Origin of the sequence: Rhodobacter viridis (assembly GCF_003217355.1) — a bacterium.
Taxonomy (GTDB): domain Bacteria; phylum Pseudomonadota; class Alphaproteobacteria; order Rhodobacterales; family Rhodobacteraceae; genus Rhodobacter; species Rhodobacter viridis.
In genome coordinates, this window is the sequence record NZ_QJTK01000002.1 from 332094 (window position 1) to 354991 (window position 22898).

Consider the following 22898-nt stretch of genomic DNA (forward strand, 5'->3'; position numbering starts at 1 on the left):
TGCGGCCTCTCCGGTCCGGTCGCGGACATCCTTGCAAGCCTTGCCTATGGGGAGGGCTGCGAATGATCGATGCGCGCGATATCACCCTGGCCCTCGGGGGCGACTGGCACGGGCACCAAGGCAACGCGCCTTGCCCCGTGTGTCAGCCCGAACGCCGCCCGGATCAGCGCGCGCTCTCGCTGCGCTCCGAAGGCGGCAAGCTTCTGGCCTTCTGCCACAAGGGCGGCTGCGACTTCCGCGAAATCGTCAAGGCCGCGGGCCTGCCCCCGGATCGTCTCGCCCTCGACCCGGCCGCCCAGCGCGACGCGGATGCAAAGCGGGCCGACTATGAACGCGCGCAGCTCGACAAGGCCCGCGCCCTTTGGGGCCGCGCGCGGCCGATCACCGGCACCAAGGGCGAGGCATACCTCCGCGGCCGTGGCATCACCTGCCCGTTGCCGCTCTCGCTGCGCTGGGCCTCAGATGTGCATCACGGGCCGAGCGGCCGGTGGTTGTCGGCAATGGTGGCCGAGGTCTCCACCGGGGCCGTGCATCGCACCTTCTTCGAGAAGACCGGGGCGCGGATCCCCGGCAACGCCAAGATGATGCTTGGCCCCTGCGCAGGCGGCGCGGTGGCGCTCTCTATGGGGCCGGGGCCGCTTGTGGTGTGCGAAGGCATCGAAACCGGCCTGAGCCTCGCCAGCGGCCTTCTGGGCGAGCCTGCGACGGTCTGGGCCGCTCTCTCTGCCCCCGGCATGAAGGCGTTGCGCCTGCCCGAGCGCCCCGGCCGCCTGATCGTGGCGATGGATGGCGACGACGCAGGCGACAGCGCTGGGCGCGCCCTTGCCGGTGCCGCCTATGCCCGCGGCTGGCAGGTGACCTTGTTGCCCGCGCCGCGCGGCCTCGATTGGAACGATGTGTTGCAGGGGAGGACGGCCGCTTGAAGGTAATCACGGCACAACAGGGTATTCCCTATGCCGAGGCGCCGGTCGATGGCGGCTTCTTCTGCGCCGCTGAGTTGCACGGGCAACCTGTGCCTGAAGAACTCTGGCACGTCGAAGGGTTCGTGCCCGGAAACACCGTCACCATCCTCAACGGCGATGGCGGCGTGGGCAAGAGCCTTGTCGCCCTTCAACTGGCAATCGCAACGGCGCTGGGCGCTCCATGGCTCGGCTTGTCCGTGCCGCGAGGCCGCGCGCTGTTCCTCACCGCCGAAGATGAGCGCGCGGTGCTGCATCGCCGCCTCGCCAATATCGCCGAGACGGAAAGCTTCGAACTTTGCGACCTCGACCAATTGTCGCTCCGGTCTCTCGCCGGGTGTGATGCCCTGCTCGCGGATCTGGACCCGACGACGCGCAAGCTTCGCGAAACCGCCCTCTATGGTGCGCTTGCAAGCTTTCTCGACGCAGACCGGCCCGCGTTGCTCGTGCTCGATACCCTTGCCGACCTTTTCGGCGGCGACGAAATCAACCGGGCTCAGGCGCGGCAGTTCATCGGCATGTTGAGGCGGCTGGCGATCGAATACGAGACGGCCATCGTCTTGCTCGCTCATCCGTCGCTTTCTGGGATGGCATCGGGCAGCGGCTCCTCCGGCTCGACCGCCTGGAACAACTCGGTTCGCTCCCGGCTCTATCTGCAGCGCGTGAGACGTGATGGCGAAGAACCGGATCCGAATGCCCGCACCCTTGAAGTGATGAAAGCCAACTACGGCGCAACCGGCCTCTCTGTCGCGATGCGTTGGCAGGACGGACGCTTCGTCACCGATGCCAAGGCCGAGGGCTCTCTCGACCGAATGGCTGCGAAAGCGAAGGCCGAGCGGGTCTTTCTCAAGCTGCTGCGGGAAACGTCGGCACAGGGTCGGCATGTTTCGCACAACCCCGGCCCCACCTTTGCGCCGTCTCTCTTCGCCAAGATGGATGGAGTCGAGGGCTGCACATCGCGCGGACTGCGCGAGGCCATGGAGCGGCTTTTCGCGAAGGGAAGCATCCGAGTTGCCGAGCACGGCGGCGGCGCGAAGGCCCGAAAACACATCGAAGAGGTGGTCGGATGAGTAGGGTGCAACCCCCGGTGCAACGCCAATTTTGGGGGGTGCAACCCCCCGTTCAACCCCCGGTGCACCCCCCCGTGCAACGGGGTGCAACCCCCGGTGCGACACACTCCCCTTATACCCCTATGCGTTGCACCCGCCCATTCGGCGGCGGGCGTACGCATTTTTGGCCGGGCGGAAGCCCTCGACGCATCGGTTTCTCGGCCTCTCGCTTCCTCACTTTCGCGTCGCAAGACCCCGGCAGGCCGCGCGGTACCCGGCGCTGGGTCACCGGCGCGGCAATCATCATCGAGCAGAAAGGAGCCTGACAGATGGCGACCTATGAAGAGATCATGCGCGCGCTGCGCAATGCGCACAACGCTGGCGATGTGAGCGCGGCCAAGCGGCTTGCGGCCATGGCCATGCGCGCGGCGGCTGATCAGATGGCGCCGGAGGGTCCGGAGGTTGTCGCCACCACGCAAGACGGCGGCAGGGTTTACCGCGGCACAGGCGGCGCGCTGTCGTTTTCATCGCCAGCCTATGCGACCAGCGACCCCGACAAGATTGCCGAGATCATGAAGGGCGCAACCCCGGCCAGCCAATCGCAGGCAAGTTTTCAGGACGCCGCCATCGCCGATCACCCCGTCGCGGCCCGTGCGGCGAAGTTCGTGCAGGGCGTTCCGTTCGCCGGGGAATATGCCGACGAGGCTATCGGGGCCATGTTCGGCGGCAAGGCCGAGCAGGCAACGCGCTACACGCAGCAAGCCATGCAGGACCGGCGCCCGGTGCAGTCGACAGCGCTTCAGGTTGCGGGCGGCGTCGCGGGCGCGGTACCCATGGCGATGGCTGCGGCACCGGCTGCGGCGGGCGTTGCGGGGCCGACTGCGGTTTCGACGGCCATTCGTGGCGCAGCGGCGGGCGCCGCTCTCGGCGCGACCGAGGGCGCCATCTCGGGCTACGGTGCCGGGAACGACGGCGACCGGGGGCTGTCGGCGATCGACCGCGGGTTGATGGGGGCGGGCGTCGGCGGCGCAGTTGGCGGGCTGGCCCCTGCGGCTTCATCGCTTGGCGCGGCGGCATTTCGCCGCCTGAAGGGGATCGACTACAGCACCATTGCGCGTGAGCTTGGCATATCGAGCGACGCGGCGAAGGTGGTGAAAACGGCGCTTGAGGCCGACGACTATGCCGCAGCGGAGGCGGCCATTCAGCGCGCCGGGGGCAAGGCTATGCTGGCCGATGCTGGCCCGGCGACGCAATCCCTCCTAGACGCATCCGTGAACGCTGGCGGCGCCTCTCAGCGCGTCGTGCGCGATGCTGTAACCGAGCGGGCCAAAGCCTCAGCTGCCGACATGACGGCCACGCTTGACCGCACCCTCGGGGCTCCGCAGGGGGCCGAGGGCATCAAGTCCGGCATCCGGCAGGGCACAGAGGCCGCGCGCTCGACCGCCTATGACGCCGCCTATTCTGCGCCGATCAACTACGCATCGGAGCGCGGGCAGGCGCTCAAGAACATGTTTGCCCGCGTGCCCGCCTCGGCATGGCGCAAGGCCAACGACCTGATGGCGCTCGAAGGCGAGCAGTCGAAGCAGATCCTTGTCGACATCGCCGACGACGGCAGCGTGAAATTGCGGCAACTGCCCGACGTGCGGCAGCTTGATTATGTGACCCGCGCGCTCAACGACGTTGCGGACGCCGCGGACGGCGCAGGGAAGATGGGCGGGACAACCGCGGTTGGCCGGGCGACCTCTGGCCTGTCGCGCGCGATCCGGCAGCACGTGCGGGATCTGGTGCCGGAATATGGCGCCGCGCTCGACACCGCGGCCGATGCGATCAGTCGCACCAAGGCGAGCGACCTTGGCTATTCCATGCTCCGCCCGGGCACGACCCGCGAGGCGGTGCGCACGGGGTTGGCCGGGGCTAGCAAGGCAGAGCGCGATGCGGCCAAGGCGGGCGTGCGGTCCTACATCGATGACACGCTGGCAAATGTGGCGCGAACCGCATCTGATCCGAACACCGACATTCGCGAGCTACAAAAACTGATGCGCGAAATGACCTCGCGCGCGGCAGAGGACAAAATGACCGCGCTCCTCGGCAAGGCGGATGCTGCGGCGCTGATCAAGCGGCTGGACACTGAAACGACGTCGATCGAACTGCGCGCGGCGCTGGCGCAGAACAGCAAGACGGCGGTGCGGCAGTCGGTACAGGGGCAGATTGAGAAAATGACCGCCCCCGGGGCAATGTCGGTGCTGCTGCAAGGCAAGCCGCTTGAGGCCGGGAAGCGCGTCGCGGCCGTGCTTTCGGGCCAGACCGAGGAAGCCATCGCGCTTCGTCAGCAGGGGATCTATGCCGATATTGCCCGCGCCCTGACCGAGAAGCGCGGCAACGAGGCCTCCCGTGCGATGATCGTCATTCAGCGCGCCATGAGGGGCCAACCGGTGACGGATGCTCAGGCGGAACTGATCGGGCGGGCATTGGCTCACGCGGTCGCCGTGGGGGGATATGCCGCCTCAACTCCTTTGCGGCAATGACGATTGGGGCGGATCATCGCCCCAATTCTCTAACCCCTCTTTGGCCCCCGAAATTGGAAACCGCCATGCCTGCGCCCGACCCCTTCGGCATCGAGTTGAGCGACGAAGATCCGCGCACGGTGCTTTTTCACACGTGGATGTGCGGCAACCGAAAACACCGCCGCCGACGCGCCGCCCAGATCAACAAAAACCTGCGCACCCCCTTCGGCTGGGCCTGCCCCGTCTGCGGCGAGCCGGTGCCGTTGCAGCGCCGGGCGGATGCCGTTTATTGTCGGCCGTCGTGTAAGAAGAAGGCCAAGCGGCTCCGCGGCCCGGTCGTCTGAAGCGGGCGAGAGTCTTGCCGCGGCTCGCGTGATGACCGGCAACAAATCGGGGCGCTGGGCGCAACGGCAGAATGCGCCGAAGCTTCCGTGCAACTCGCCGCCAAACCTGCGGATCATTGCGCGCGAGCGCGAGGCGGCGCTGGGCATAGGGTTATCGGGGCCTCAGCTAAGCAGCAAAACCAACCCTGCGAGGAAAATGAGATTGATGCAGAGAACAAGAGTGGTTAGCCGAGCGGCCCGGCGCGCAGCCCTTGATGCTTCGGCAGACTGCTTTGCGATGAAGATTGCGAGAGAATACGCTGACGCTGAATCTTGGCGGGCATGAGCGAGCAACCTGTCTCGCGTTTCGTCGTCCAAATCGTAGATGGCGCCATCCCAAGAGCCGAATCTTCCGAGTTCTTCATGCAAGACGTTCCTGCCAAGGGTCGTGGCCGAAGAGATTGCGTTGGCCTCTGGCGACTTGGATCCAGGAACTTTTGCCTCCATGATGAGTGCTGTCTTGTATGCGATATCGGCTCTTTCGCCGCTCGAAAGCGCTGCCGCGCCGAGATCCTTATTCTCCGGAATCGGATTTTCCCGCTCAGTCATTGCCCCCTCGATTTCCAAGCGCAACGCCTATGCCTGAAGCCACCTGACCATCTACCAGAAACTGGATTCCTTCGGCCTCAAACGCCTTCCTGATAGCCTCAACGGTTTCGAAGCGACCGCCAACCGGGCCTTTCGTCGCGTCGAGCCGCTGAATTGTCGGATAGCTCACGCCCGACTTTCCCGCCAAGTCTGCCGCTGTCCAACCAAGCAGCGCTCGCGCCGCTCTGATCTGCTCTCCGTTCAAGCTTCGCCCCTTTGATAGAATAGTTATCGTTTTCGATAGACGACATATTGAAATGCGGTCTATCATCAACTATAGATAATCTATCAGTATCGCGAGGGCAACTGTCATGACCTTCAGCCGTTCCGAACTCTTCGTGCTCGCATGGGAACTTGCCCGGCAAGACCTGTGGAGTCGCCGCCTTCCCGCCTCGCGGCTTCGCGGCCTCTTCCCCGCCGCCCTGTCGCGCGCTTGGTCGATCATGAGGGCCCATGCCGCCAATCGTGCCCGGCGCCTTGCTGCGGCTGCCACGGCCCGCCCGGTCGAAGAGATCCGCACCGAGATAGTCACGCTGGAATGCAAGGATTGCCTGCGCGGTGCCGATTGGCAGCGCCTCGACGCCCTGCGCGCAGAACTCAACGCCGCCTTTGCGATGGCGGCATAACCCGGAGGAAAACGACCATGACCGAACAGAACCCCGCTTCGGGGAACAATACCCCTTTGCACGCGATCAACGATGCAGACGACGCCATCCGCGCTGCCCGCAGCCTCGTCCTTCTGATCGAGATGGCCGTCGACAGTGAGCGCACCGATGAAAACGCAGCCATTTCGGCGGCGTGCATCCAAGCCATGAACCAGATGGATAAATGCTGCGCGCTGCTGACCGATGCCGCCTCGGCCCTGAAAGGCGGTGCGCAATGAGCGACAACACCGAAGCGCAACAGCACGGGCTTTCCGAGCAATTCGAACGTCTTGATGACGTCGAAAAGCGGATCGTTTTTGCCGCAATTGCGGGGCTGGAAAACAAGCAGCACGACTCGCAGCTGATCTGTGATGCGGCGCTTGATCTGGCGCGGCGTCACTGGGCCGGGGAAGACCTGAGCCTCAACGACATCTTGGCCCTTCATGGCCCCGCCCCGACCGAGGCTGAGGCGATGCTGAAAGGTGGTGACCAATGACCGTGAAACCCATCAACCCTGAGCGCGCGGCCTATGACGTGCTGAACGGGGCGCAAGCCCTCCGCGGCCTTGCCGGTGAACTCGCTGGGCATGATGCCGATACGCCCCTGACTGCCGGGGAGCGGGATCACCTGATCTTCGTGATGGAGATGATGGCTGAGCGGGCGGAACTCTGCGCCGCCCATTGGCTCGACAACCAGAAAGGGGAGGCGGCGTGATGCTCGACCTGAAGAACCTGACCGGGAAACCCGCCTGGGCGACGGCCGACGAAGCCGCGACGCTCGTGTCGGGGCTGATCCGCACCGCGCGGCTTGCGGCAGAAAACACGACGAGCGGCGGCAACCAAGCCGACCGGGACGTGGGCATTGCCAGCACGCTCGAGGTGGCCGAGATGCTGATGCGGATCGTGATGGAAGGCACCGAGGGCTTGGCCGAGGAACCGGCGCAAGGCTGAGATTGATGCAACTGAGGGCCCGCATTCCGCGGGCCTTCTTTCACCGCGAGATGCCCGTAGCGACGAGCCGCACCGATGAACATGGAGTATTCGATCAACCGGCAATGGTCGGACCAATACCTTCCCGCGATCCGGCGTATCGTCGGGGCGCATCTTCTGCGTGCAGCGCCAGACTGGCTCGATATGCGCCACGCCACCGACCTGATGATGCTCGACGGGCGAGACATCCGGGTTGCGGCGCGCGTGCGGCGCCCGGGCTATGCGGCGCGCTATCCCTTCGATTTCACCCTTCGCTCGCAGGTGGCTTCCGGCGCCATGACCGAGCTTGAGAAGGTCGTGAACGGCGAAGGCGACTGGCTTTTCTACGGGCACGCGGGAGACGACGGGGTGAGCCTCGACCTGTGGTGGCTGATCGACCTGCGCGCCTTCCGTGCGGCGCTCATCCGTCACGCGATGAACGGCTACCCGCTGCGGTGCGGGAACAAGGCAAACACGGATGGCACCTGGTTCAAGTGGTTCGACATCCGGTCGTTTCCGACGGATCCGCCGCTGGTGATCGCGCGGGGTGGGCGCTTGTGGCCCAATCCGAAGTCTATCGGCGCCCTAGAGCTGAAGCATTGAGGTCGTCGCACGCATCTGCATTTCGAGAAGGCTTACAACCTAGAGCACGGTGTGATGTGGTGGCGACGGTTCCGCGACTGGGCCAAGTCAATGTGAGACAGCTTCAGGTGGCGGCCTCTGCTGGCTTTCGATTGACCTTCTCCTGAAGGCGGCAGAAGTGGACTGACAGCTTGAGCACGAACATATAGAAGCCCGTGTTGCTCAGGGTGAACAGCTTTTCCCGGTCTGCCGATTTGGTGTGCGCGGCAACGGGCATGTTATGGGCGTCGTCAAAGCGGACGACATAGTCCTCTTTCAGAGGCCCGCCAGCAGGAAGGTAGAAGATGTTGGTCGTCTTCTGGGCCTTGATCGCTGCAATCTTGGCGGCAATGCGTTCGGCGCCGATCCCGCTAGCGTCAAGCACGGTCTTGAAAGCCGCCAGCTTGACCAATGGCGCGAAGATCACGCGAGCCGGTACATCGCGTGGGTTTTCGGGGTCCACATCGCAGGAGTTGGACAGCACGATGCCCCGAACCGACTTGCGGTCGCCGGTGTCGAACAGAAACAATTGAAGGCCGCTCCAGCCGTCACCTTGGAGCATCACTTCCTTGAACGAGTCTCGATACGTGCTGAGCAGATATTCGGCGGTGCCGCCGCGCGAGATTGCTGTTAGCTCGTCAAGCAGGGCCTTTTGGTCCTGAGCACTGAGATAGTACGGAATCTGCTGGATGAGAGTCTCGGCGTCCAGATTCATGCGTTCGGTCAGGACTCGTAAAGATCAGCCACATTTGCATCCCAGACGGCCTCAAACTCGGCACCAAGAGGCTCTTGGCCTTGAAGCAGGGACGCATAGATACGGGCAACGCCGTCGGCAAAGTCTTGGGCCGTCGAGCCGTACCGAAGTGATTTTTCGAAGTAGCTGAACGTGGAGCCGTCCCGCAGCGTCACATAGGCGGGAGTATCACGCACAGGCCAAGTAGCCGTTCCGGCCGCGATTGCCGCAGACAAACCGATCACCGCGAAGTTCATCGGCATCGGACGAGGCTTCAGGATCTCATTCATAGACTGGCCCCATTTCATCAATTGTCGCCTGATTCAGGCAGGTGAAGAATTTTCGCTTGTTGGCTTGCCGAAGCTCCTCAAGCCCTTGCTCAAGGCTCGCCGCAAAGGTGGCAAGGTCCGCCACGTCAACATTTCTGATCGAGTCAACGTCCACTACAGCTCCAGCCACTATCTTGCCGTCGGGCATTTGGCCCTCGGCGCCAATAACGACGGACAAGATGTGGATGATCCCGTCTTCGTGGCGGTGAACTTGAAGGGTCGTATGGTCACCCTTCACTTCTACCTCGCCCAAGGTAATCGACATCTTGATCTTGGAAACTTGCTCAGCCAGCGACGGTGCTTGGATCAAGTTGACGTACTTGAGCGAATAACGCTCGACCTTTCCGGGAGCGCCCACTTTGCCGATCCTGGCGGTGAGGTCCAAGATGACCGATTTGAAGTGTGACCACTTCTTGTAGGGCAGCTTGCAACTGATGATTACGTTTCGATCGCCGACCGAAATCACATAGTCACCCCAGTCCATCCGCAGGATAGGTGCAAACTGAAGGGCGGGGTCGCTTGCCCGCATGGGTTGCGGGAACTCAGCGGCCGGAAGGCGCGTGATTTGCGGCTTCGGTGCGGGCAAATCGTGGAATAGGAAGCCGGGCAGAATGTCAGCAAGCGAATTGGGCCCGAGGCGAACCTCGAACAGAGCGTCCACAAGGGGCTCGCGTTCCAATCTCAGGGGCAACTTATCCATTGGCGAACGCTTCCTCTACGTCGAATCACAATGTAACTCGCCCTCGAATCTGGGACAAGCGCGCAGGACTCCAAACGGCTCCCGAGTCAATACCTCAAGCGCATTGCTGAAGTGTTTAGCAACCACGCGGTAACACGACCGCGCACACCGGCCAATGATTCTGCTTGTCGCGGGGGCTCGGGCTGTTCAGCGGCCATCTGGCGGATAGCGCGCGCGGACAGCGCGTGTCGTACAAGCCGGGCATGGCTGCAACAGGTCTGACCGCCGCCTCAGGTTTCTAGATTGCCTAGATTAGGACGCGCTCCGTCGTCTGTAAGTCGCGGCCGGATGAACGAATGCTTGCCGTTCTCTCGAAGTAATCACGGCAGGTGGGCGATTCGGGATTTGTCCCCCATCTGTCCCCCAGCCCCAAAACCACGACCAAGACCCGCGCCGAAGCGCGGGTCCAAGGCCTTGATTTAACAAGGAGAGTGATGGTGAGCCGTGCAGGATTCGAACCTGCGACCCGCTGATTAAAAGTCAGCTGCTCTACCAACTGAGCTAACGGCCCATCACTGCGGCGCTCTCTAAAGGCCTGCGCCGGGGGGGTCAAGGGCCAAAGCGCGAAAAAATCGCAGCACTGGAAAAAACTGGTTTCCGGGTGTAGAGGGCGCGCATGGACAACAGACCCCTTTCCGACACCGGCCTGCGCTTTCTGAAGATGCATGGCCTTGGCAACGACTTCGTGGTGATCGACGCGCGCAGCGGCGCAAATCCGGTGACGCCTGCGCTTGCGCGGGCGCTGGGTGACCGGCATCGCGGCGTCGGCTTCGACCAGCTTGCGGTGATTCTGCCCGCCGAGGGCGCGGATTTCACGCTGGAATTCTGGAATTCCGATGGCTCGAAGGCGGGCGCCTGCGGCAATGCCACGCGCTGCGTCTCGGATCTGATGATGCGCGATCTGGGCAAGGAGCGCGTGACGCTGACCACGGCGCGGGGCCGACTGTCGGCCGAGCGGCGCGCGGATGGGCTCGTGTCGGTGAACATGGGCGCCCCGATTCTTGACGCCGCCGCGATTCCCGTGACCGCCGATCCGCTGGCGCTGCCCCTGACGGGCGCGCCGATCGCGGTGGGCATGGGCAATCCGCATTGCATCTTCTTCGTCGAGGATGCCGAAGCTGCCGATGTTTCGGGGCTGGGTCCGAAGATCGAGCATCATCCGCTTTTCCCCGAACGCACGAATGTCGAGTTTGCCTCGCTCGTCGGCCCCGATCATCTGCGGATGCGGGTCTGGGAACGCGGCGCGGGCATCACGCTCGCCTGCGGCTCGGGCACCTGTGCCACGGCGGTCGCGGCGCATCTGCGCGGGCTGACCGGGCGGCAGGTGATTGTCGATGTCGACGGCGGGCGGCTGGAGATCGACTGGCGCGAGGATGGCGTCTGGATGACCGGCCCGACCGCGCTGGTCTTCGAGGCGCAGCTGTCCCCCGCCTTCCTTGCCGCCCTATGAAACCGCCGGTTTTCTCGACGCTGGGCTGTCGGCTGAACGCTTACGAGACCGAGGCGATGAAAGAGCTGGCCGCGCAGGCCGGTCTTTCGGGCGCGGTCGTCGTGAACACCTGCGCGGTCACCGCCGAGGCGGTGCGCAAGGCCAAGCAGGAGATCCGCAAGCTCTCGCGCGAAAACCCCGGTGCGGCCATCATCGTGACCGGCTGCGCCGCACAGACCGAGCCCGAGACCTTTGCCGCGATGGCCGAGGTGACCCGCGTCGTCGGCAACCATGAAAAGATGCAGCCCGAGACCTGGGCGGCGCTGGCGCCGAAAGGCGCGGATTTCATTGGGGAAACCGAGCGGGTGATGGTCGATGACATCCTCTCGGTGAAGGAGACCGCGGGTCATCTGATCGATGGCTTCGGGCGGCATCGCGCCTATGTGCAGGTGCAAAACGGCTGCGATCATCGCTGCACCTTCTGCATCATTCCGTTCGGGCGTGGCAATTCGCGGTCTGTGCCCGCGGGGGTGGTGGTCGAGCAGATCAAGCGCCTTGTGGACCGCGGCTTTGCCGAGGTGGTGCTGACCGGGGTCGATCTGACCTCCTGGGGCGCCGATCTGCCGGGCGCGCCGCGGCTTGGCGATCTGGTGATGCGAATCCTGAAGCTGGTGCCCGATCTGGCGCGGCTGCGGATTTCCTCGATCGACAGCATCGAGGCGGATGAAAACCTGATGCTGGCGATCGCGACCGAGCCCCGGCTGATGCCGCATCTGCATCTGTCGTTGCAGCATGGCGACGACATGATCCTGAAGCGGATGAAGCGGCGGCATCTGCGCGACGATGCGATTGCGTTTTGCGAAGAGGCGCGGCGGCTGCGCCCCGGCATCGTCTTTGGCGCCGACATCATCGCCGGGTTTCCGACCGAGACCGAAGAGATGTTCGCCAATTCGCTGAAGCTGGTCGAGGACTGCGGCCTGACCTTCCTGCATGTGTTTCCGTTCTCGGCCCGCAAGGGCACGCCCGCGGCGCGGATGCCGCGGGTGGCGGGGCCGCTGATCAAGGAGCGCGCGGCCCGGCTGCGGGCGGCGGGCGATGCGGCCCTGGTGCGGCATCTGACAGCAGAAGTCGGTCAGACGCGACAGGTGCTGACCGAGGGGCCGCGGCTCGGGCGGACCGAATATTTCACCGAAGTGTCGTTTGACCGCGATATGCCGGAGGGCACGGTGATGTCCTTGCGCATTTCCGGTCACGATGGTGCCCGTTTGCTGGCCTGAGAGCGGGGCGCTGCCCCGCACCCCGAGGTATTTTTGGCAAGATGAAAGCTGCGGGTCTTTTGTTTTTCGAATCGGTGTTTAGGTTGGCTCCATGCTGTGGATCGATGACACATTGGCGATTGCCGACTGGGAACTGTCGGAAAGCTTCACGCGCTCGCAGGGGCCGGGGGGGCAGAACGTCAACAAGGTCTCGACCGCGGTGGAACTGCGCTTCGAGGCCGAGCGCAGCCCACATCTGACGGTGCCGGTGAAGGCGCGGTTGAAGCGGCTGGCCGGGCGGAAATGGACGCTGGATGGCGCCATTGTCATTCGGGCCGAGGAAACCCGCAGCCAGTTGCGCAATCGCGAATTGGCGCGGGAGCGGCTGGTGGAACTGATCCGCGCGGCGCTGGTGGCGCCAAAGCGGCGGGTGGCGACGAAGCCGACGCTCGGCAGTCAGCGGCGCCGTTTGGCGGCAAAGACGGTGCGGGGCGAAGTCAAGGCGCTGCGGGGCAGGGTGGGCGACGATGAATGATCTGCTGGCCCGCCGCGCGCGGCTGCTTGGCCCGAATGTGCCGACCTTTTACGAACGCCCGTTGCAGATCGTGCGCGGCGACGGGGTCTGGCTTTTTGACGAGACCGGACGGCGCTATCTCGACTGCTACAACAACGTTGCCCATGTCGGTCATGGGCACCCGAAGGTGGTCGAGGCGATCGCGCGGCAGGCATCGGTTCTGAACACCCATACCCGCTATCTGCACGAGGGCATTCTGGACTATGGCGAGCGGCTGGTGGCGAAATTCGGCCATGGCCTGAGCCAGATGCTGATGACCTGCACCGGGTCGGAGGCGAATGATGTCGCACTGCGGATGGCGCAGGCGATGACCGGCAAGACCGGGCTGATCGCGACCGACAACACCTATCACGGCAATACGACGGCCGTTGCGCATCTCTCGACCCGCCGCCCGCCGATTGGTGGCTACCCGCCCCATATCCGCCGCGTGCCTGCGCCCGACAGTCTGGCGCCCTTGGGCGGCTCGATTGCCGCGCAGCCGCAGGCCTTCGCCGAGGGAGTGGCGGCGGCGATTGCCGATCTGGAGGCGTCGGGGCATGGCTTTGCGGGCCTCATGCTCTGCCCGATCTTTGCCAATGAGGGGACGCCGGGCATCGGCCCCGGGTTCCTTGATCCGACCGTCGAGGTGGTGCGCAAGGCCGGGGGGCTGATCCTGTGCGACGAGGTGCAGCCGGGCTTTGGGCGGGTTGGATCGCACTGGTGGGGCCATGAGTTTCTGGGCTTTGCGCCCGATGTGGTGACCCTCGGCAAGCCGATGGGCAATGGCCATCCGGTCGCTGCGGTGATCGCCCGGCCTGAAGTGATGGCGGCGTTCCGCAACGCCTTTGGCTATTTCAACACCTTTGCCGGGAACCCGGTGTCCTGCGCCGCCGCGAGCGCCGTCCTCGATGTGATCGAGCAAGAGGGGCTGGTCGAAAACGCCCGCGACGTCGGGTCTTATGCGTTGGGCCTTCTGCGCGAATTGCGCCATCCGCTGATCGCCGATACCCGCGGCTTCGGTCTGTTCTTCGGCATCGAATTCGCCTGCGACGGGCAGCCCGCCACGGACTTCTGTGGTCGGGTGGTCGAAGCGGCGAAGGACGAAGGCATTCTTCTGGGCCGGGTCGGGCGGGGTCAGCATATCCTGAAGATGCGCCCGCCGATGCCGTTTTCGCGCGCGAATGCTGCGCAACTGGTCGCGACCCTCGATACCATTTTGCGAAAGATCCCCGCATGATGGACGATGCCGACGCCTATGAGATCGCTGCCGAGGCGCAACGCGCCTGGCTGTGCATGGGCGCGCCCTTGCAACTGATCTGGCGGTCGGAAAACATCGTCTTCGGCACGATCCTTCCGACCGGCACCAAGGCGGCGCTGCGGCTGCACCGTCCCGGCTATCAGGATGCGCAGGCAATCGCGGCGGAGCTGGCCTGGTCGGCGCGGCTCTGCGACCGGGGCGTGGCCGTGGCCGAACCGATCCCGGCGGCGAATGGGGCCTGGGTCGCACAGGTGCAGGGGCTCACCTTTTCCTGCCTGCGCTGGATCGAGGGGCGGCCGATGGGCGAGGCCGTCGCGCCTTTGGAAAATTCTGCCGTGCTGGCCAAGGCCGAAGACTTCGGCGCGCTGATCGCCGATCTGCACAATGCGACCGACGCGGGGGCCTGTCCCGTGCCTTTCCCGCGCGCCGGCTGGGATGCCGAGGCGCTTTTGGGCAACGCCCCGCGGCTCGGCCGGTTCTGGGAGGCGCCGACGCTGACGCCCGAGGAAAGCGCGATTCTGTTTGCCGCGCGAACACGGGCGCTGGACCTGCTGCCGCTTGCGCAGGATTTCGGCCCGATCCATGCCGACACGCTGCGCTCGAACGCCATGATCACGCGGCAGGGTCTGCGGCTGATCGATTTCGACGACAGCGGGCCGGGCTGGCGGCTTTACGATCTGGCCTCGGCGCTGGTGCAAAGCTGGGGCGATCCGCTTTTGCCCGAACATGCCCGGCGTCTGGTCGCGGGCTATCGCAGCCGAAGACAGTTGACTGTTAATCAATTGGAACTGCTGCCGCTTTTCCTTGCCCTGCGCAGCTTCGTCTCGGCCGGTTGGGTCGTCACACGCGCCCCCGACGACACCCGTCGCCAGCGCGCCTATGCCTATCGTGCGGTGGCGCTGGCACGGATGCTGCTGGCGGGCGACAGCCCTTGGGGAGAGATCGGATGATCGGCCTGCCCCCGTTTCTGCGCAATCTGCTGGGTCACCGCCCCGAGGCGCTGCAGGTCGCGGCGCTCTGCCGACGCGGCGAGGGCAAGCAGGCCGAGGTGTTGCTGGTCTCCTCGCTCGATACCAAGCGCTGCATCGTGCCGAAGGGCTGGCCGATGCGCGGCAAGACGCTGGCCGAGGCGGCGCTGCGGGAAGCCTGGGAAGAGGCGGGGGTGCGCGGCCATGTGAATGGCGATCCGATCGGCGCCTTTCACTACACGAAACGGCGCAAGAACGGGCTTGAGCAGCGGTGCAAGGTGCTGTGCTTCGTCGTCACGGTCGAAGGGCTGGATGACGACTATCCCGAGGTCGGTCGCAGGGCGCGACAATTCGTCTCACCCAAGGCGGCGGCGAAACGGGTGCAGGAACGCGAATTGAAGCAGATCTTGCGCACGCTTTCGTGAACGTCGCATTGCCATGGCCGGGCATCAGGTCTAACCCACGCGCGAACGTAACGGATACCTGTCGAATGTGTGACGGGTGTCGTGCAGGGGACCTACCGTGGCCACACCGCCCATCAACCAGTTCAAGACGCTCGACAAGGACCTGAGTCGCATCGGCCTCCTGGAGGAGGCGACGCAATTCGTGGCCCGACCGCTGGTGGCACCGGGGCTGGGGCTGGCCTTCATCGTGCTGGCGGGGGTGTTTGCCGGCATCCTGATGGGCGCGCATCCGGGGGGGCTGATCGTGGTGTTTGCCGCGGCGATCGGCGCCTACATGGCGCTGAACATCGGCGCGAACGACGTCGCCAACAACATGGGCCCGGCGGTCGGTGCCAATGCGCTGACGCTGGGGGGGGCGCTGATCATTGCCGCGATCTTCGAGATCGCGGGCTCGCTGATTGCGGGCGGTGATGTGGTCAAGACCGTCTCGACCGGGATCCTGTCGCCCGATGCCCTGCCCGATTCGGCGCATTTCATCTGGGCGATGATGGCGGCACTGCTCGCCTCGGCGCTGTGGCTGCATCTGGCGACCTGGATGGGGGCGCCCGTCTCGACCACCCATTCGATCGTCGGCGGCGTCGTCGGCGCCGGGGTGGCGGCGGCGGGGCTTGCCTCGGTGAACTGGGGGGCGATCGGGGCGATTGCGGCCAGCTGGGTGATTTCGCCAATCCTGGGCGGCATTTTCGCGGCGCTTTTCCTCGCCTTCATCAAGGCCAAGATCATCTATGTCGAGGACAAGATTGCGGCGGGGCGCAAATGGGTGCCGGTGCTGATCGGCATCATGTCGGGCACCTTCGCGACCTATCTGGCGCTCAAGGGCGTGTCGAAGCTTGTCGATATCGGCCTTGGCACGGCGGTGCTGTCGGGGATCGCCTTCGGGTTCGCGGCCTGGAAGGCTTCGGTGCCGCTGGTGCGCCGCCAATCCGAGGGCGCCGAGAACCGCAAGAAATCGCTGAAGAAACTCTTCACGATGCCGCTCATTGTCTCGGCGGCGCTTCTGTCTTTTGCGCATGGTGCGAATGACGTGGCCAATGCTGTCGGCCCGCTGGCCGCGATCGTCCATGCGGTGCGCGAGGGAACGCTGGCCGACAAGGTCGAGGTGCCGTTCTGGATCATGGCCGTCGGCGCCTTCGGGATTTCGGTGGGCCTCAGCCTCTTCGGGCCGCGGCTGATCAAGCTGGTGGGCTCCGAGATCACCAAGCTCAATGCGATGCGCGCCTATTGCGTGGCGCTTTCGGCGGCGATCACCGTCATCGTGGCCTCATGGCTTGGCCTGCCGGTCTCGTCGACCCATATCGCTGTCGGTGGCGTCTTCGGCGTCGGTTTCTACCGCGAATGGCACGCCGAACGCCGGGCGCGGCTTCTGGGGCTGCAAAAGGGCAAGGTGGTCCCGGCCGAGGAACGCTCGCGCCGCCTGCTGGTGCGGCGCTCGCACATCACCACGGTCGTCGCGGCCTGGATCATCACCGTGCCGGCTTCCGCGGTGCTGTCGGCCGGGCTTTACTGGCTGATGAACGCGCTCGACGGTTAAACGACGACTGGCGTCGCGGTCTGCGCGCCGACGTCGAAGACGCGCCGATAGCGCGCGATCTCGGCATCGGGGCCGGTGGCCTTTTCCGGGTTGTCCGACAGTTTCACCGTCGGGCGCCCGTTTGCCGCCACCGCCTTGCACACCAGGCTGAAGGGCGACAGCTCGTCTTCCTCGACCAGCCCGCGGAAATCGTTGGTCAGCAGCGTGCCCCAGCCGAAGCTGACCTTCACCCGGCCGCGGAAATGCGCGTGCAGCGCCTCGATCTGCGCGACATCGAGCCCGTCGGAAAAGATCACCAGCTTCTTCGTCGGATCTTCGCCGCGCGATTCCCACCACGCAATTGCAGTCTCGGCGCTTTCAAAGGGGTTGCCGGAATCGACGCGGATCCCGGTCCAGGCGGCCAGCCAGTCGGGGGCGCGCTGCAGGAACCCCTTGGTCCCGTAGGTGTCGGGCAGGATGATGCGCAGATTGCCGTCGTGCTCTTCGTGCCAGTCTTCCAGCACGCGATAGGGCGCCTGCCGCAATTCCTCGTCGGTGTCCGACAGCGCGGCCATCACCATCGGCAGCTCGTGTGCATTGGTGCCCACGGCCTCCAGATCGCGGCGCATCGCAATCAGGCAATTCGACGTCCCGGTGAAACAGCCGCCCTGCGCCGCATCGCCCAGACCTTCCACCATCGCCTGCACGCACCAGTCCTGCCACAGGAAGCCGTGTCGACGCCGGGTGCCGAAATCGGCGATCTTCAGCCCTTCGATCCGCTTCAGCCGCTCGATCTTTTCCCAGACCCGGGTCATGGCGCGAGCGTAAAGCACCTGCAATTCGAAGCGCTTCATTCCGTGCAGCACCGCGCGCGAGCGCAGTTCCATCAAGATCGCCAGCGCCGGAATTTCCCACATCATCACCTCGGGCCAATTGCCCTCGAAGGTCAGCTCATACTGACCGTCGCGCTTTTCAAGGTGATAGGGCGGCAGGCGGAAGGCCTCGAACCATTCCATGAAATCGGGGCGGAACATCTGCCGCTTGCCGTAAAAGGTATTCCCGCGCAGCCAGGTGCTTTCGCCGCGGGTCAGCCGCAGTCCGCGGGCGTAATCCAGCTGCTCGCGCAATTCGCCCTCGTCGATCAGATCGGCCAGGCGGATGGATTTCGTGCGGTTGATCAGGCTGAAGGTGACCTGCGTGTCACGGCGGTGGCGGAACACCGACTGGCACATCAGCAGCTTGTAGAAATCGGTGTCGATCAGCGAGCGGATGATCGGGTCGATCTGCCAGCGGTGATTGTAGACGCGGGTGGCGATATCGACCATCTCAGGGCTCCAGCGCCACGCCCGCGGCGATCATCTGGCCCCGCGCGGTCGCGAGCGAGCCTCCCAGATCGATGGCCCGGCAGGCACCTTCCAGAACGCGGGTGGTGAAGCCGAGCTTCGCCGCATCGATTGCCGACCAGCCCACGCAGAAATCCAGCGCCAGCCCGACAAAGGTCAGCTGCGTGATGCCGCGCTCGCGCAGATAGCCCGCAAGGCCGGTGGGGGTGGTGCGGTCATTTTCGAAGAAGGCCGAGTAGCTGTCGATGGCGCGCCGAAACCCCTTGCGCAGGATCAGATCGGCATCGGTGCGCAGCCCCGGATGGAAATCGGCGCCCTTGCTGCCCTGCATGCAATGCGCGGGCCAGAGCGTCTGCGCGCCGTAAGGCAGGGTGATTTGCGAGAACGGCGCGGCGCCCGGGTGATTTTCCGCGAAAGACGCATGATCGGCCGGGTGCCAATCCTGCGTCAGCACGGTCACGGGAAATTCGGTCATCAGCGCATTGACGCGAGGGATGATCTCGTCGCCGCCCGCCACCGCCAAGGCTCCGCCCGGGCAGAAGTCGTTCTGGATGTCGATGACGATCAGCGCTTCGCCGGTTCCGGCCATGCTGTCCCCCGTTCGGTTAACCTGTCCGCCCATGCGTAGGGTGCAGGGGCGGCATGGTCAACCATTCGTGGCACGGCGTTTGCGGGCGCTTATTGGCCGCAAGCTTGCGTCAGCAGGTTGCAGGTCTGGGTGACATCGGCGCCCGAACCCGGGAAGTCGAGGCGCGGAAGGTCGAAGCTCATGCCTCCGGCCGCGGCGGCAGACGCGGTCATCGTGACAAGCGCGAGGCCAAGGAAGAAGCGTTTCATGTTGATCTCCAATCTAAACCAATCGGTTTACATCGCTTATATGAACCGAGTCGTTCAGATCTTCAAGGGTAAATTGAACTGGACGGTTCACATTTTTCGGTTGCATGATCGAGGTCTTCGCCTAAGTTGGAATTGTTCTAAAATGGGGCCGCCATGTTTTCCGCACTCGCCACTCGCCGCCGTTTTTCCGAGCTCTCCGAACGCGAGGTTCTGGCCCTCGCCATTTCTTCCGAAGAAGACGATGCCCGCATCTACCGCAGCTTCGCCGAGCGTCTGCGTGCCGATTACCCCGCCAGCGCCGCCGTCTTCGACGGTATGGCCGCCGAGGAAGACGGCCACCGTCAGGCCCTGATCGAGCGACATCGGGCGCGGTTCGGCGAGGTGATCCCGCTCATCCGCCGCGAACATGTGGCGGGCTTTTATGCGCGCAAGCCGATGTGGCTTTCCGCCAACCTGTCGCTGGACGCGATCCGGGCCGAGGCGGAAGACATGGAACGCACCGCGGGCGCCTTTTACGTTCGCGCCGCGAAAAGCACGAGTGATGCGGCGACGCGCAAGCTTCTGGGTGATCTGGCCGCGGCCGAGGCGCGGCACGAACGCCATGCCGAGAACCTGACCGAGGACAATCTGGGCGGCGCGGCGAAGACCGAGGAAGACGCCTCGGCGCATCGGCAATTCGTGCTGACCTGGGTGCAGCCGGGGCTGGCGGGGTTGATGGATGGCTCGGTCTCGACGCTGGCGCCGATCTTCGCCACGGCCTTCGCGACGCAGGATACCCATACGACGCTGCTCGTCGGTCTTGCGGCCTCGGTCGGTGCCGGGATCTCGATGGGCTTCACCGAGGCCGCGCATGACGACGGGGTGATCTCGGGGCGCGGAAGTCCGCTGAAACGTGGGCTCGCCTCGGGCGTGATGACGGCGCTGGGCGGGCTTGGCCACGCGTTGCCCTATCTGATCCCGGATTTCTGGACCGCGACGGCGATCGCCATGGTGATCGTCTTCGTCGAATTGTGGGCGATTGCGTGGATTCAGAACCGCTACATGGAAACCCCCTTCTTCCGCGCCGTGCTGCAGGTGGTGGTGGGCGGCGCGCTTGTCTTTGCGGCGGGGGCGCTGATTGGCGGCGGTTGAAAGGGCGTATTTCGGCCAAGAAGAAGCAGCGGCTTTCTTCTTGGTCCAAATACGCAAATCCCTTCACTGGTGCCGCGCAAGCGGGCGTGTTAGCCCGGAACCATGATCGAGATCTTCCTCAAGACATTGCCCTTCTTCGCGCTGATCGGGCTCGGTTGGGCAGCGGGCCGGCTGCGTTTCTTCCCGCCCGAGGCGACGGCATGGCTGACGAAATTCGTCTTCTACTTCGCGCTTTCGGCGATGCTCTTTCGCTTCACCGCGACGCTGCCGATCGAGGAGCTTTTCGATCCCGCCTTCTTCGCCGCCTATCTGACCGCCTCGATTGCGGTCTGGGCACTTGGCTTCGCGGTGGCGAAACTGCGCGCCCGGCCGCTGGCCGAGGCCGCGATGGAGGCCCATACCGCAATGACCGGCAATACCGGGTTTCTGGGCGTGCCGATGCTGGTCGTGCTTCTGGGCCCGAAAGCGGCGGGGCCGGTGCTGATGGTGCTGGCCGCCGACATGATCGTGTTTTCGACGCTGATCACGCTGATTGTCACCTATGCCCATCATGGCCGCGTGGCCGTGGCGCCGCTGGCGCTCGGGCTGGCGAAGAACCCGATGATCGTCTCGATGGTGGCGGGGCTGGCTTGGGCGCTTTTGCATCTGCCGATGCCGGGCCCGCTTGAGGAGTTCATGAAGATCCTTGGGGGCGCTGCCACGCCCGGGGCGCTGTTCGCCATCGGCGCCTCGCTTGCCGGGCGCTCTGCCGAGCGGCTTGGCCCCGCGCTCTGGCTGTCCGCGGCGAAGCTGGTGCTGCATCCGCTGGCCGTCGCCGTCGCCGCCTTTCTGATCTTCCCCGTCGAGCCCATTGCCGCGGGGGTGATGGTCGCTGCCGCCGCGTTGCCGGTGGCGGGCAATGTCTACATCCTTGCTGCGAGTTTCGGCGTCGCGCCCCAACGCGTCTCGACCGCGGTCCTGATCTCGACCGCGGTCTCGATCCTTTCCATCCCCGCCGTCATCGCATGGGTGCACACATGACAAAAGCCGTGGTTTTCGACATCGGAATGGTGCTGGTCGAATGGCACCCCGAGGCGTTTTATGACCGCCTGATCGGCCCCGAGCGCCGCCGCGCCTTTTGGGCCGAAACCGGCATCGCCGCGATGAACGAGCGCATCGATCTGGGGGCGCCCTTTGCCGAAACCGTGCGTGCCCATGCCGATCTGCACCCCGACTGGCGAGCCGAGGTGATGGCCTGGCATGACCACTGGCTCGACATGTGCACCCCGGCCATTCCCCATTCCGTGCGCCTGCTTTCGGCCCTGCGCGCGAAAGGGGTGCCGGTCTTCGCGCTGTCGAATTTCGGCATCGGCACCTTTGAGCTGGCCTGCCGCGCCTATCCGTTCCTGACCAATTTCGACCGGCTGTTCGTTTCGGGCTATCTGGGCATGATCAAGCCCGATCCGCGCTTCTATGCGGCGCTGGAGGAGGGCACGGGCTATTCCGGTGCCGATCTGCTTTTCGCCGATGACCGGCCGGAAAACATCGAAGCCGCCGCCGCGCGGGGCTGGAAGACGCATCTGTTCACCACGCCCGAGGGCTGGGCCGAAAGGCTCATCGCCGAGGGCTTCCTGACCGAAGGAGAGGCCGCATGACCCCCGCCCTGATCGGCCCCGAGGCCGAAGCGCAGCTGGACTGGATCGGCCTGACCGAGGCCTTTCGCGCCGGGCACCGCCTGCCGCGCGCCGAGGTGGCGGACAGTTTCCTCTATCGCGGCGCCGACACGCTGCTGACCCGCTCGGCGCTGATCGACGGGCTGGGCATGCTGGTGAAGGCGGCAACAATCGTGCCGGGCAATGCCGGGGTGGATCTGCCCACGGTGAATGGGGGCGTGATGCTGATGGAGGACCGGACCGGGCTTCTCTCGGCCGTGCTCGATTTCGCGCTGGTGACGAAATGGAAGACGGCGGGCGACAGCCTGCTGGCGGCGCGGCTTCTGGCGCGGCCCGAGGCGACGGAGATCCTGATCTGCGGTGCGGGCAAGGTGGCCGCCGCGATGATCGAGGCCTATCGCGCGGCCTTTCCCGCCGCCCGGTTCACCATCTGGAACCGCTCGCAGGCGGGGGCCGAAGCCTTGGCCGAGGCCACGGGCGCCCGGGTCGAGATGAACCTTGAAACCGCGCTGGGTCAGGCCGAGATCGTCGCGGGCACGACGATGGCCAAGGACCCCTGGCTGCGCGGCGACTGGCTGCAACCGGGCACCCACATCGACCTGATTGGCGCCTTCCGCCCCGACATGCGCGAGGCCGATGACGCGACCCTGCGCCGGGCGCGGCTGTTCTGCGATGCCCGCGCGACGACGCTGCACCATATTGGCGAATTCCGCGATCCGCTCTCCCGCGGGGTGATTGCCGAGACGGATGTGGTGGCCGACTTCTACGACATCGCAACGGGCCGGTTCGCCCGCGAAAGCGCCGATGAGATCACGCTGAGCAAGAATGGCGGCGGCGCGCATCTGGATCTGATGACCGCCAGCTTCATCCGCGACCGCTGGCTGGCGCGGTGATCTGACCGCCGCGCCTTGCCGCAAGGAAGGATGCGTATTTGCACCAAGAAGAAGCCGATGGCGTTTCTTCTTGGCCTAAATACGCTC

The 22898-nt window shown here is 65.0% G+C and carries 29 protein-coding genes and 1 tRNA gene; 21 read left to right on the forward strand and 9 right to left on the reverse strand.

The genetic code is table 11. The features are described 5' to 3' along the window. Nucleotides 1-62: 62 nt before the first annotated feature. From C8J30_RS04880 to C8J30_RS04895, 4 genes are all read left to right on the forward strand, one after another. The gene (locus C8J30_RS04880; RefSeq protein ID WP_110804596.1) at nucleotides 63-923 is read left to right on the forward strand and encodes a DUF7146 domain-containing protein; all 861 of its coding nucleotides are present in this window, start codon (nucleotides 63-65) and stop codon (nucleotides 921-923) included. Further along, nucleotides 920-2029: an AAA family ATPase gene (locus C8J30_RS04885; RefSeq protein ID WP_110804597.1), complete on the forward strand. Its 1110-nt coding sequence runs from the start codon at nucleotides 920-922 to the stop codon at nucleotides 2027-2029. Before C8J30_RS04880 ends, C8J30_RS04885 begins: the two co-directional genes overlap by 4 nt. A 308-nt stretch (nucleotides 2030-2337) precedes the next feature. Then, nucleotides 2338-4533 carry a hypothetical protein gene (locus tag C8J30_RS04890; RefSeq protein ID WP_110804598.1) on the forward strand — a complete coding sequence of 732 codons (2196 nt, stop codon included), beginning with the start codon at nucleotides 2338-2340 and terminating at the stop codon, nucleotides 4531-4533. Nucleotides 4534-4598: 65 nt separating this feature from the next. Next, nucleotides 4599-4856, forward strand: a complete 258-nt coding sequence (locus C8J30_RS04895) for a hypothetical protein (protein ID WP_110804599.1) — start codon at nucleotides 4599-4601, stop codon at nucleotides 4854-4856. A 162-nt stretch (nucleotides 4857-5018) separates the two neighbouring features. On the opposite strand, the gene C8J30_RS04900 is transcribed toward C8J30_RS04895, so the two are convergent. After that, a complete protein-coding gene (locus C8J30_RS04900; protein ID WP_110804600.1) occupies nucleotides 5019-5444 on the reverse strand; it encodes a hypothetical protein in 426 nt (141 codons plus the stop codon). Next, on the reverse strand, nucleotides 5437-5688 hold the full coding sequence (locus tag C8J30_RS04905; RefSeq protein ID WP_220033697.1) for a helix-turn-helix domain-containing protein: 252 nt from the start codon (nucleotides 5686-5688) through the stop codon (nucleotides 5437-5439). Before C8J30_RS04905 ends, C8J30_RS04900 begins: the two co-directional genes overlap by 8 nt. A gap of 106 nt (nucleotides 5689-5794) precedes the next feature. Here C8J30_RS04905 and C8J30_RS04910 point away from each other — a divergent pair, with 106 nt between their 5' ends. The 6 genes from C8J30_RS04910 to C8J30_RS04935 all read left to right on the forward strand — a co-directional run bounded on the left by C8J30_RS04910 (nucleotide 5795) and on the right by C8J30_RS04935 (nucleotide 7698). Further along, nucleotides 5795-6109: a hypothetical protein gene (locus tag C8J30_RS04910; protein WP_110804601.1), complete on the forward strand. Its 315-nt coding sequence runs from the start codon at nucleotides 5795-5797 to the stop codon at nucleotides 6107-6109. Nucleotides 6110-6126: 17 nt separating this feature from the next. Next, the gene (locus tag C8J30_RS04915; protein ID WP_110804602.1) at nucleotides 6127-6366 is read left to right on the forward strand and encodes a hypothetical protein; all 240 of its coding nucleotides are present in this window, start codon (nucleotides 6127-6129) and stop codon (nucleotides 6364-6366) included. Then, nucleotides 6363-6623, forward strand: coding sequence for a hypothetical protein (locus C8J30_RS04920; protein WP_110804603.1), 261 nt, complete (start codon nucleotides 6363-6365; stop codon nucleotides 6621-6623). Before C8J30_RS04915 ends, C8J30_RS04920 begins: the two co-directional genes overlap by 4 nt. Then, nucleotides 6620-6841, forward strand: a complete 222-nt coding sequence (locus tag C8J30_RS04925) for a hypothetical protein (protein ID WP_110804604.1) — start codon at nucleotides 6620-6622, stop codon at nucleotides 6839-6841. The genes C8J30_RS04920 and C8J30_RS04925 overlap by 4 nt, the downstream gene beginning before the upstream one ends. Next, complete coding sequence (locus C8J30_RS04930; RefSeq protein WP_110804605.1) at nucleotides 6841-7077, forward strand: hypothetical protein; 237 nt, start codon at nucleotides 6841-6843, stop codon at nucleotides 7075-7077. The genes C8J30_RS04925 and C8J30_RS04930 overlap by 1 nt, the downstream gene beginning before the upstream one ends. 75 nt (nucleotides 7078-7152) lie before the next feature. After that, entirely contained in the window at nucleotides 7153-7698 is a 546-nt protein-coding gene (locus tag C8J30_RS04935; protein WP_110804606.1) for a hypothetical protein, read from the forward strand. Nucleotides 7699-7801: 103 nt separating this feature from the next. On the opposite strand, the gene C8J30_RS04940 is transcribed toward C8J30_RS04935, so the two are convergent. The 4 genes from C8J30_RS04940 to C8J30_RS04955 all read right to left on the reverse strand — a co-directional run bounded on the left by C8J30_RS04940 (nucleotide 7802) and on the right by C8J30_RS04955 (nucleotide 10028). Then, nucleotides 7802-8431 (reverse strand): hypothetical protein, encoded by a 630-nt coding sequence (locus C8J30_RS04940; protein WP_110804607.1) that lies wholly within the window; start codon nucleotides 8429-8431, stop codon nucleotides 7802-7804. 8 nt (nucleotides 8432-8439) lie between these two features. Further along, nucleotides 8440-8739 carry a hypothetical protein gene (locus C8J30_RS04945; protein WP_110804608.1) on the reverse strand — a complete coding sequence of 100 codons (300 nt, stop codon included), beginning with the start codon at nucleotides 8737-8739 and terminating at the stop codon, nucleotides 8440-8442. Continuing rightward, nucleotides 8732-9478 carry a TIGR04255 family protein gene (locus tag C8J30_RS04950; protein WP_110804609.1) on the reverse strand — a complete coding sequence of 249 codons (747 nt, stop codon included), beginning with the start codon at nucleotides 9476-9478 and terminating at the stop codon, nucleotides 8732-8734. The genes C8J30_RS04945 and C8J30_RS04950 overlap by 8 nt, the downstream gene beginning before the upstream one ends. 474 nt (nucleotides 9479-9952) lie before the next feature. Then, nucleotides 9953-10028: transfer RNA gene (locus C8J30_RS04955), tRNA-Lys, on the reverse strand. A 105-nt stretch (nucleotides 10029-10133) separates the two neighbouring features. Between C8J30_RS04955 and dapF the strand changes: the two genes are divergently transcribed. From dapF to C8J30_RS04990, 7 genes are all read left to right on the forward strand, one after another. Continuing rightward, entirely contained in the window at nucleotides 10134-10967 is an 834-nt protein-coding gene (dapF, locus tag C8J30_RS04960; RefSeq protein ID WP_110804610.1) for a diaminopimelate epimerase, read from the forward strand. Then, nucleotides 10964-12223, forward strand: a complete 1260-nt coding sequence (mtaB, locus tag C8J30_RS04965; protein WP_110804611.1) for a tRNA (N(6)-L-threonylcarbamoyladenosine(37)-C(2))-methylthiotransferase MtaB — start codon at nucleotides 10964-10966, stop codon at nucleotides 12221-12223. Before dapF ends, mtaB begins: the two co-directional genes overlap by 4 nt. Nucleotides 12224-12314: 91 nt before the next feature. Next, a complete protein-coding gene (arfB, locus tag C8J30_RS04970) occupies nucleotides 12315-12737 on the forward strand; it encodes an alternative ribosome rescue aminoacyl-tRNA hydrolase ArfB (RefSeq protein WP_110804612.1) in 423 nt (140 codons plus the stop codon). Next, nucleotides 12730-13992 (forward strand): aminotransferase class III-fold pyridoxal phosphate-dependent enzyme, encoded by a 1263-nt coding sequence (locus C8J30_RS04975; RefSeq protein ID WP_110804613.1) that lies wholly within the window; start codon nucleotides 12730-12732, stop codon nucleotides 13990-13992. The genes arfB and C8J30_RS04975 overlap by 8 nt, the downstream gene beginning before the upstream one ends. Next, a complete protein-coding gene (locus C8J30_RS04980; protein ID WP_220033698.1) occupies nucleotides 13992-14963 on the forward strand; it encodes a phosphotransferase enzyme family protein in 972 nt (323 codons plus the stop codon). The genes C8J30_RS04975 and C8J30_RS04980 overlap by 1 nt, the downstream gene beginning before the upstream one ends. After that, nucleotides 14960-15406, forward strand: coding sequence for an NUDIX hydrolase (locus C8J30_RS04985; protein ID WP_110804615.1), 447 nt, complete (start codon nucleotides 14960-14962; stop codon nucleotides 15404-15406). The genes C8J30_RS04980 and C8J30_RS04985 overlap by 4 nt, the downstream gene beginning before the upstream one ends. Nucleotides 15407-15503: 97 nt before the next feature. Beyond that, nucleotides 15504-16976 carry an inorganic phosphate transporter gene (locus C8J30_RS04990; RefSeq protein WP_110804616.1) on the forward strand — a complete coding sequence of 491 codons (1473 nt, stop codon included), beginning with the start codon at nucleotides 15504-15506 and terminating at the stop codon, nucleotides 16974-16976. On the opposite strand, the gene pncB is transcribed toward C8J30_RS04990, so the two are convergent. From pncB to C8J30_RS18535, 3 genes are all read right to left on the reverse strand, one after another. Continuing rightward, nucleotides 16973-18280, reverse strand: coding sequence for a nicotinate phosphoribosyltransferase (gene pncB / locus C8J30_RS04995; RefSeq protein ID WP_110804617.1), 1308 nt, complete (start codon nucleotides 18278-18280; stop codon nucleotides 16973-16975). The two genes, C8J30_RS04990 and pncB, sit on opposite strands and share 4 nt — an antisense overlap. A gap of 1 nt (nucleotide 18281) precedes the next feature. Further along, a complete protein-coding gene (gene pncA, locus C8J30_RS05000) occupies nucleotides 18282-18887 on the reverse strand; it encodes a bifunctional nicotinamidase/pyrazinamidase (RefSeq protein ID WP_110804618.1) in 606 nt (201 codons plus the stop codon). Nucleotides 18888-18976: 89 nt separating this feature from the next. After that, the gene (locus C8J30_RS18535; RefSeq protein ID WP_181420775.1) at nucleotides 18977-19135 is read right to left on the reverse strand and encodes a hypothetical protein; all 159 of its coding nucleotides are present in this window, start codon (nucleotides 19133-19135) and stop codon (nucleotides 18977-18979) included. A 153-nt stretch (nucleotides 19136-19288) separates the two neighbouring features. On the opposite strand from C8J30_RS18535, the gene mbfA reads away from it, so the two are divergent. The 4 genes from mbfA (at nucleotide 19289) to C8J30_RS05020 (ending at nucleotide 22811) form a co-directional block, all read left to right on the forward strand. Then, on the forward strand, nucleotides 19289-20266 hold the full coding sequence (gene mbfA / locus C8J30_RS05005) for an iron exporter MbfA (protein WP_110804619.1): 978 nt from the start codon (nucleotides 19289-19291) through the stop codon (nucleotides 20264-20266). A 102-nt stretch (nucleotides 20267-20368) separates the two neighbouring features. Continuing rightward, nucleotides 20369-21286: an AEC family transporter gene (locus C8J30_RS05010; protein ID WP_110804620.1), complete on the forward strand. Its 918-nt coding sequence runs from the start codon at nucleotides 20369-20371 to the stop codon at nucleotides 21284-21286. Then, entirely contained in the window at nucleotides 21283-21900 is a 618-nt protein-coding gene (locus C8J30_RS05015) for an HAD family hydrolase (protein ID WP_110804621.1), read from the forward strand. Before C8J30_RS05010 ends, C8J30_RS05015 begins: the two co-directional genes overlap by 4 nt. Next, complete coding sequence (locus tag C8J30_RS05020) at nucleotides 21897-22811, forward strand: ornithine cyclodeaminase family protein (protein WP_110804622.1); 915 nt, start codon at nucleotides 21897-21899, stop codon at nucleotides 22809-22811. Before C8J30_RS05015 ends, C8J30_RS05020 begins: the two co-directional genes overlap by 4 nt. Nucleotides 22812-22898 lie beyond the last annotated feature (87 nt).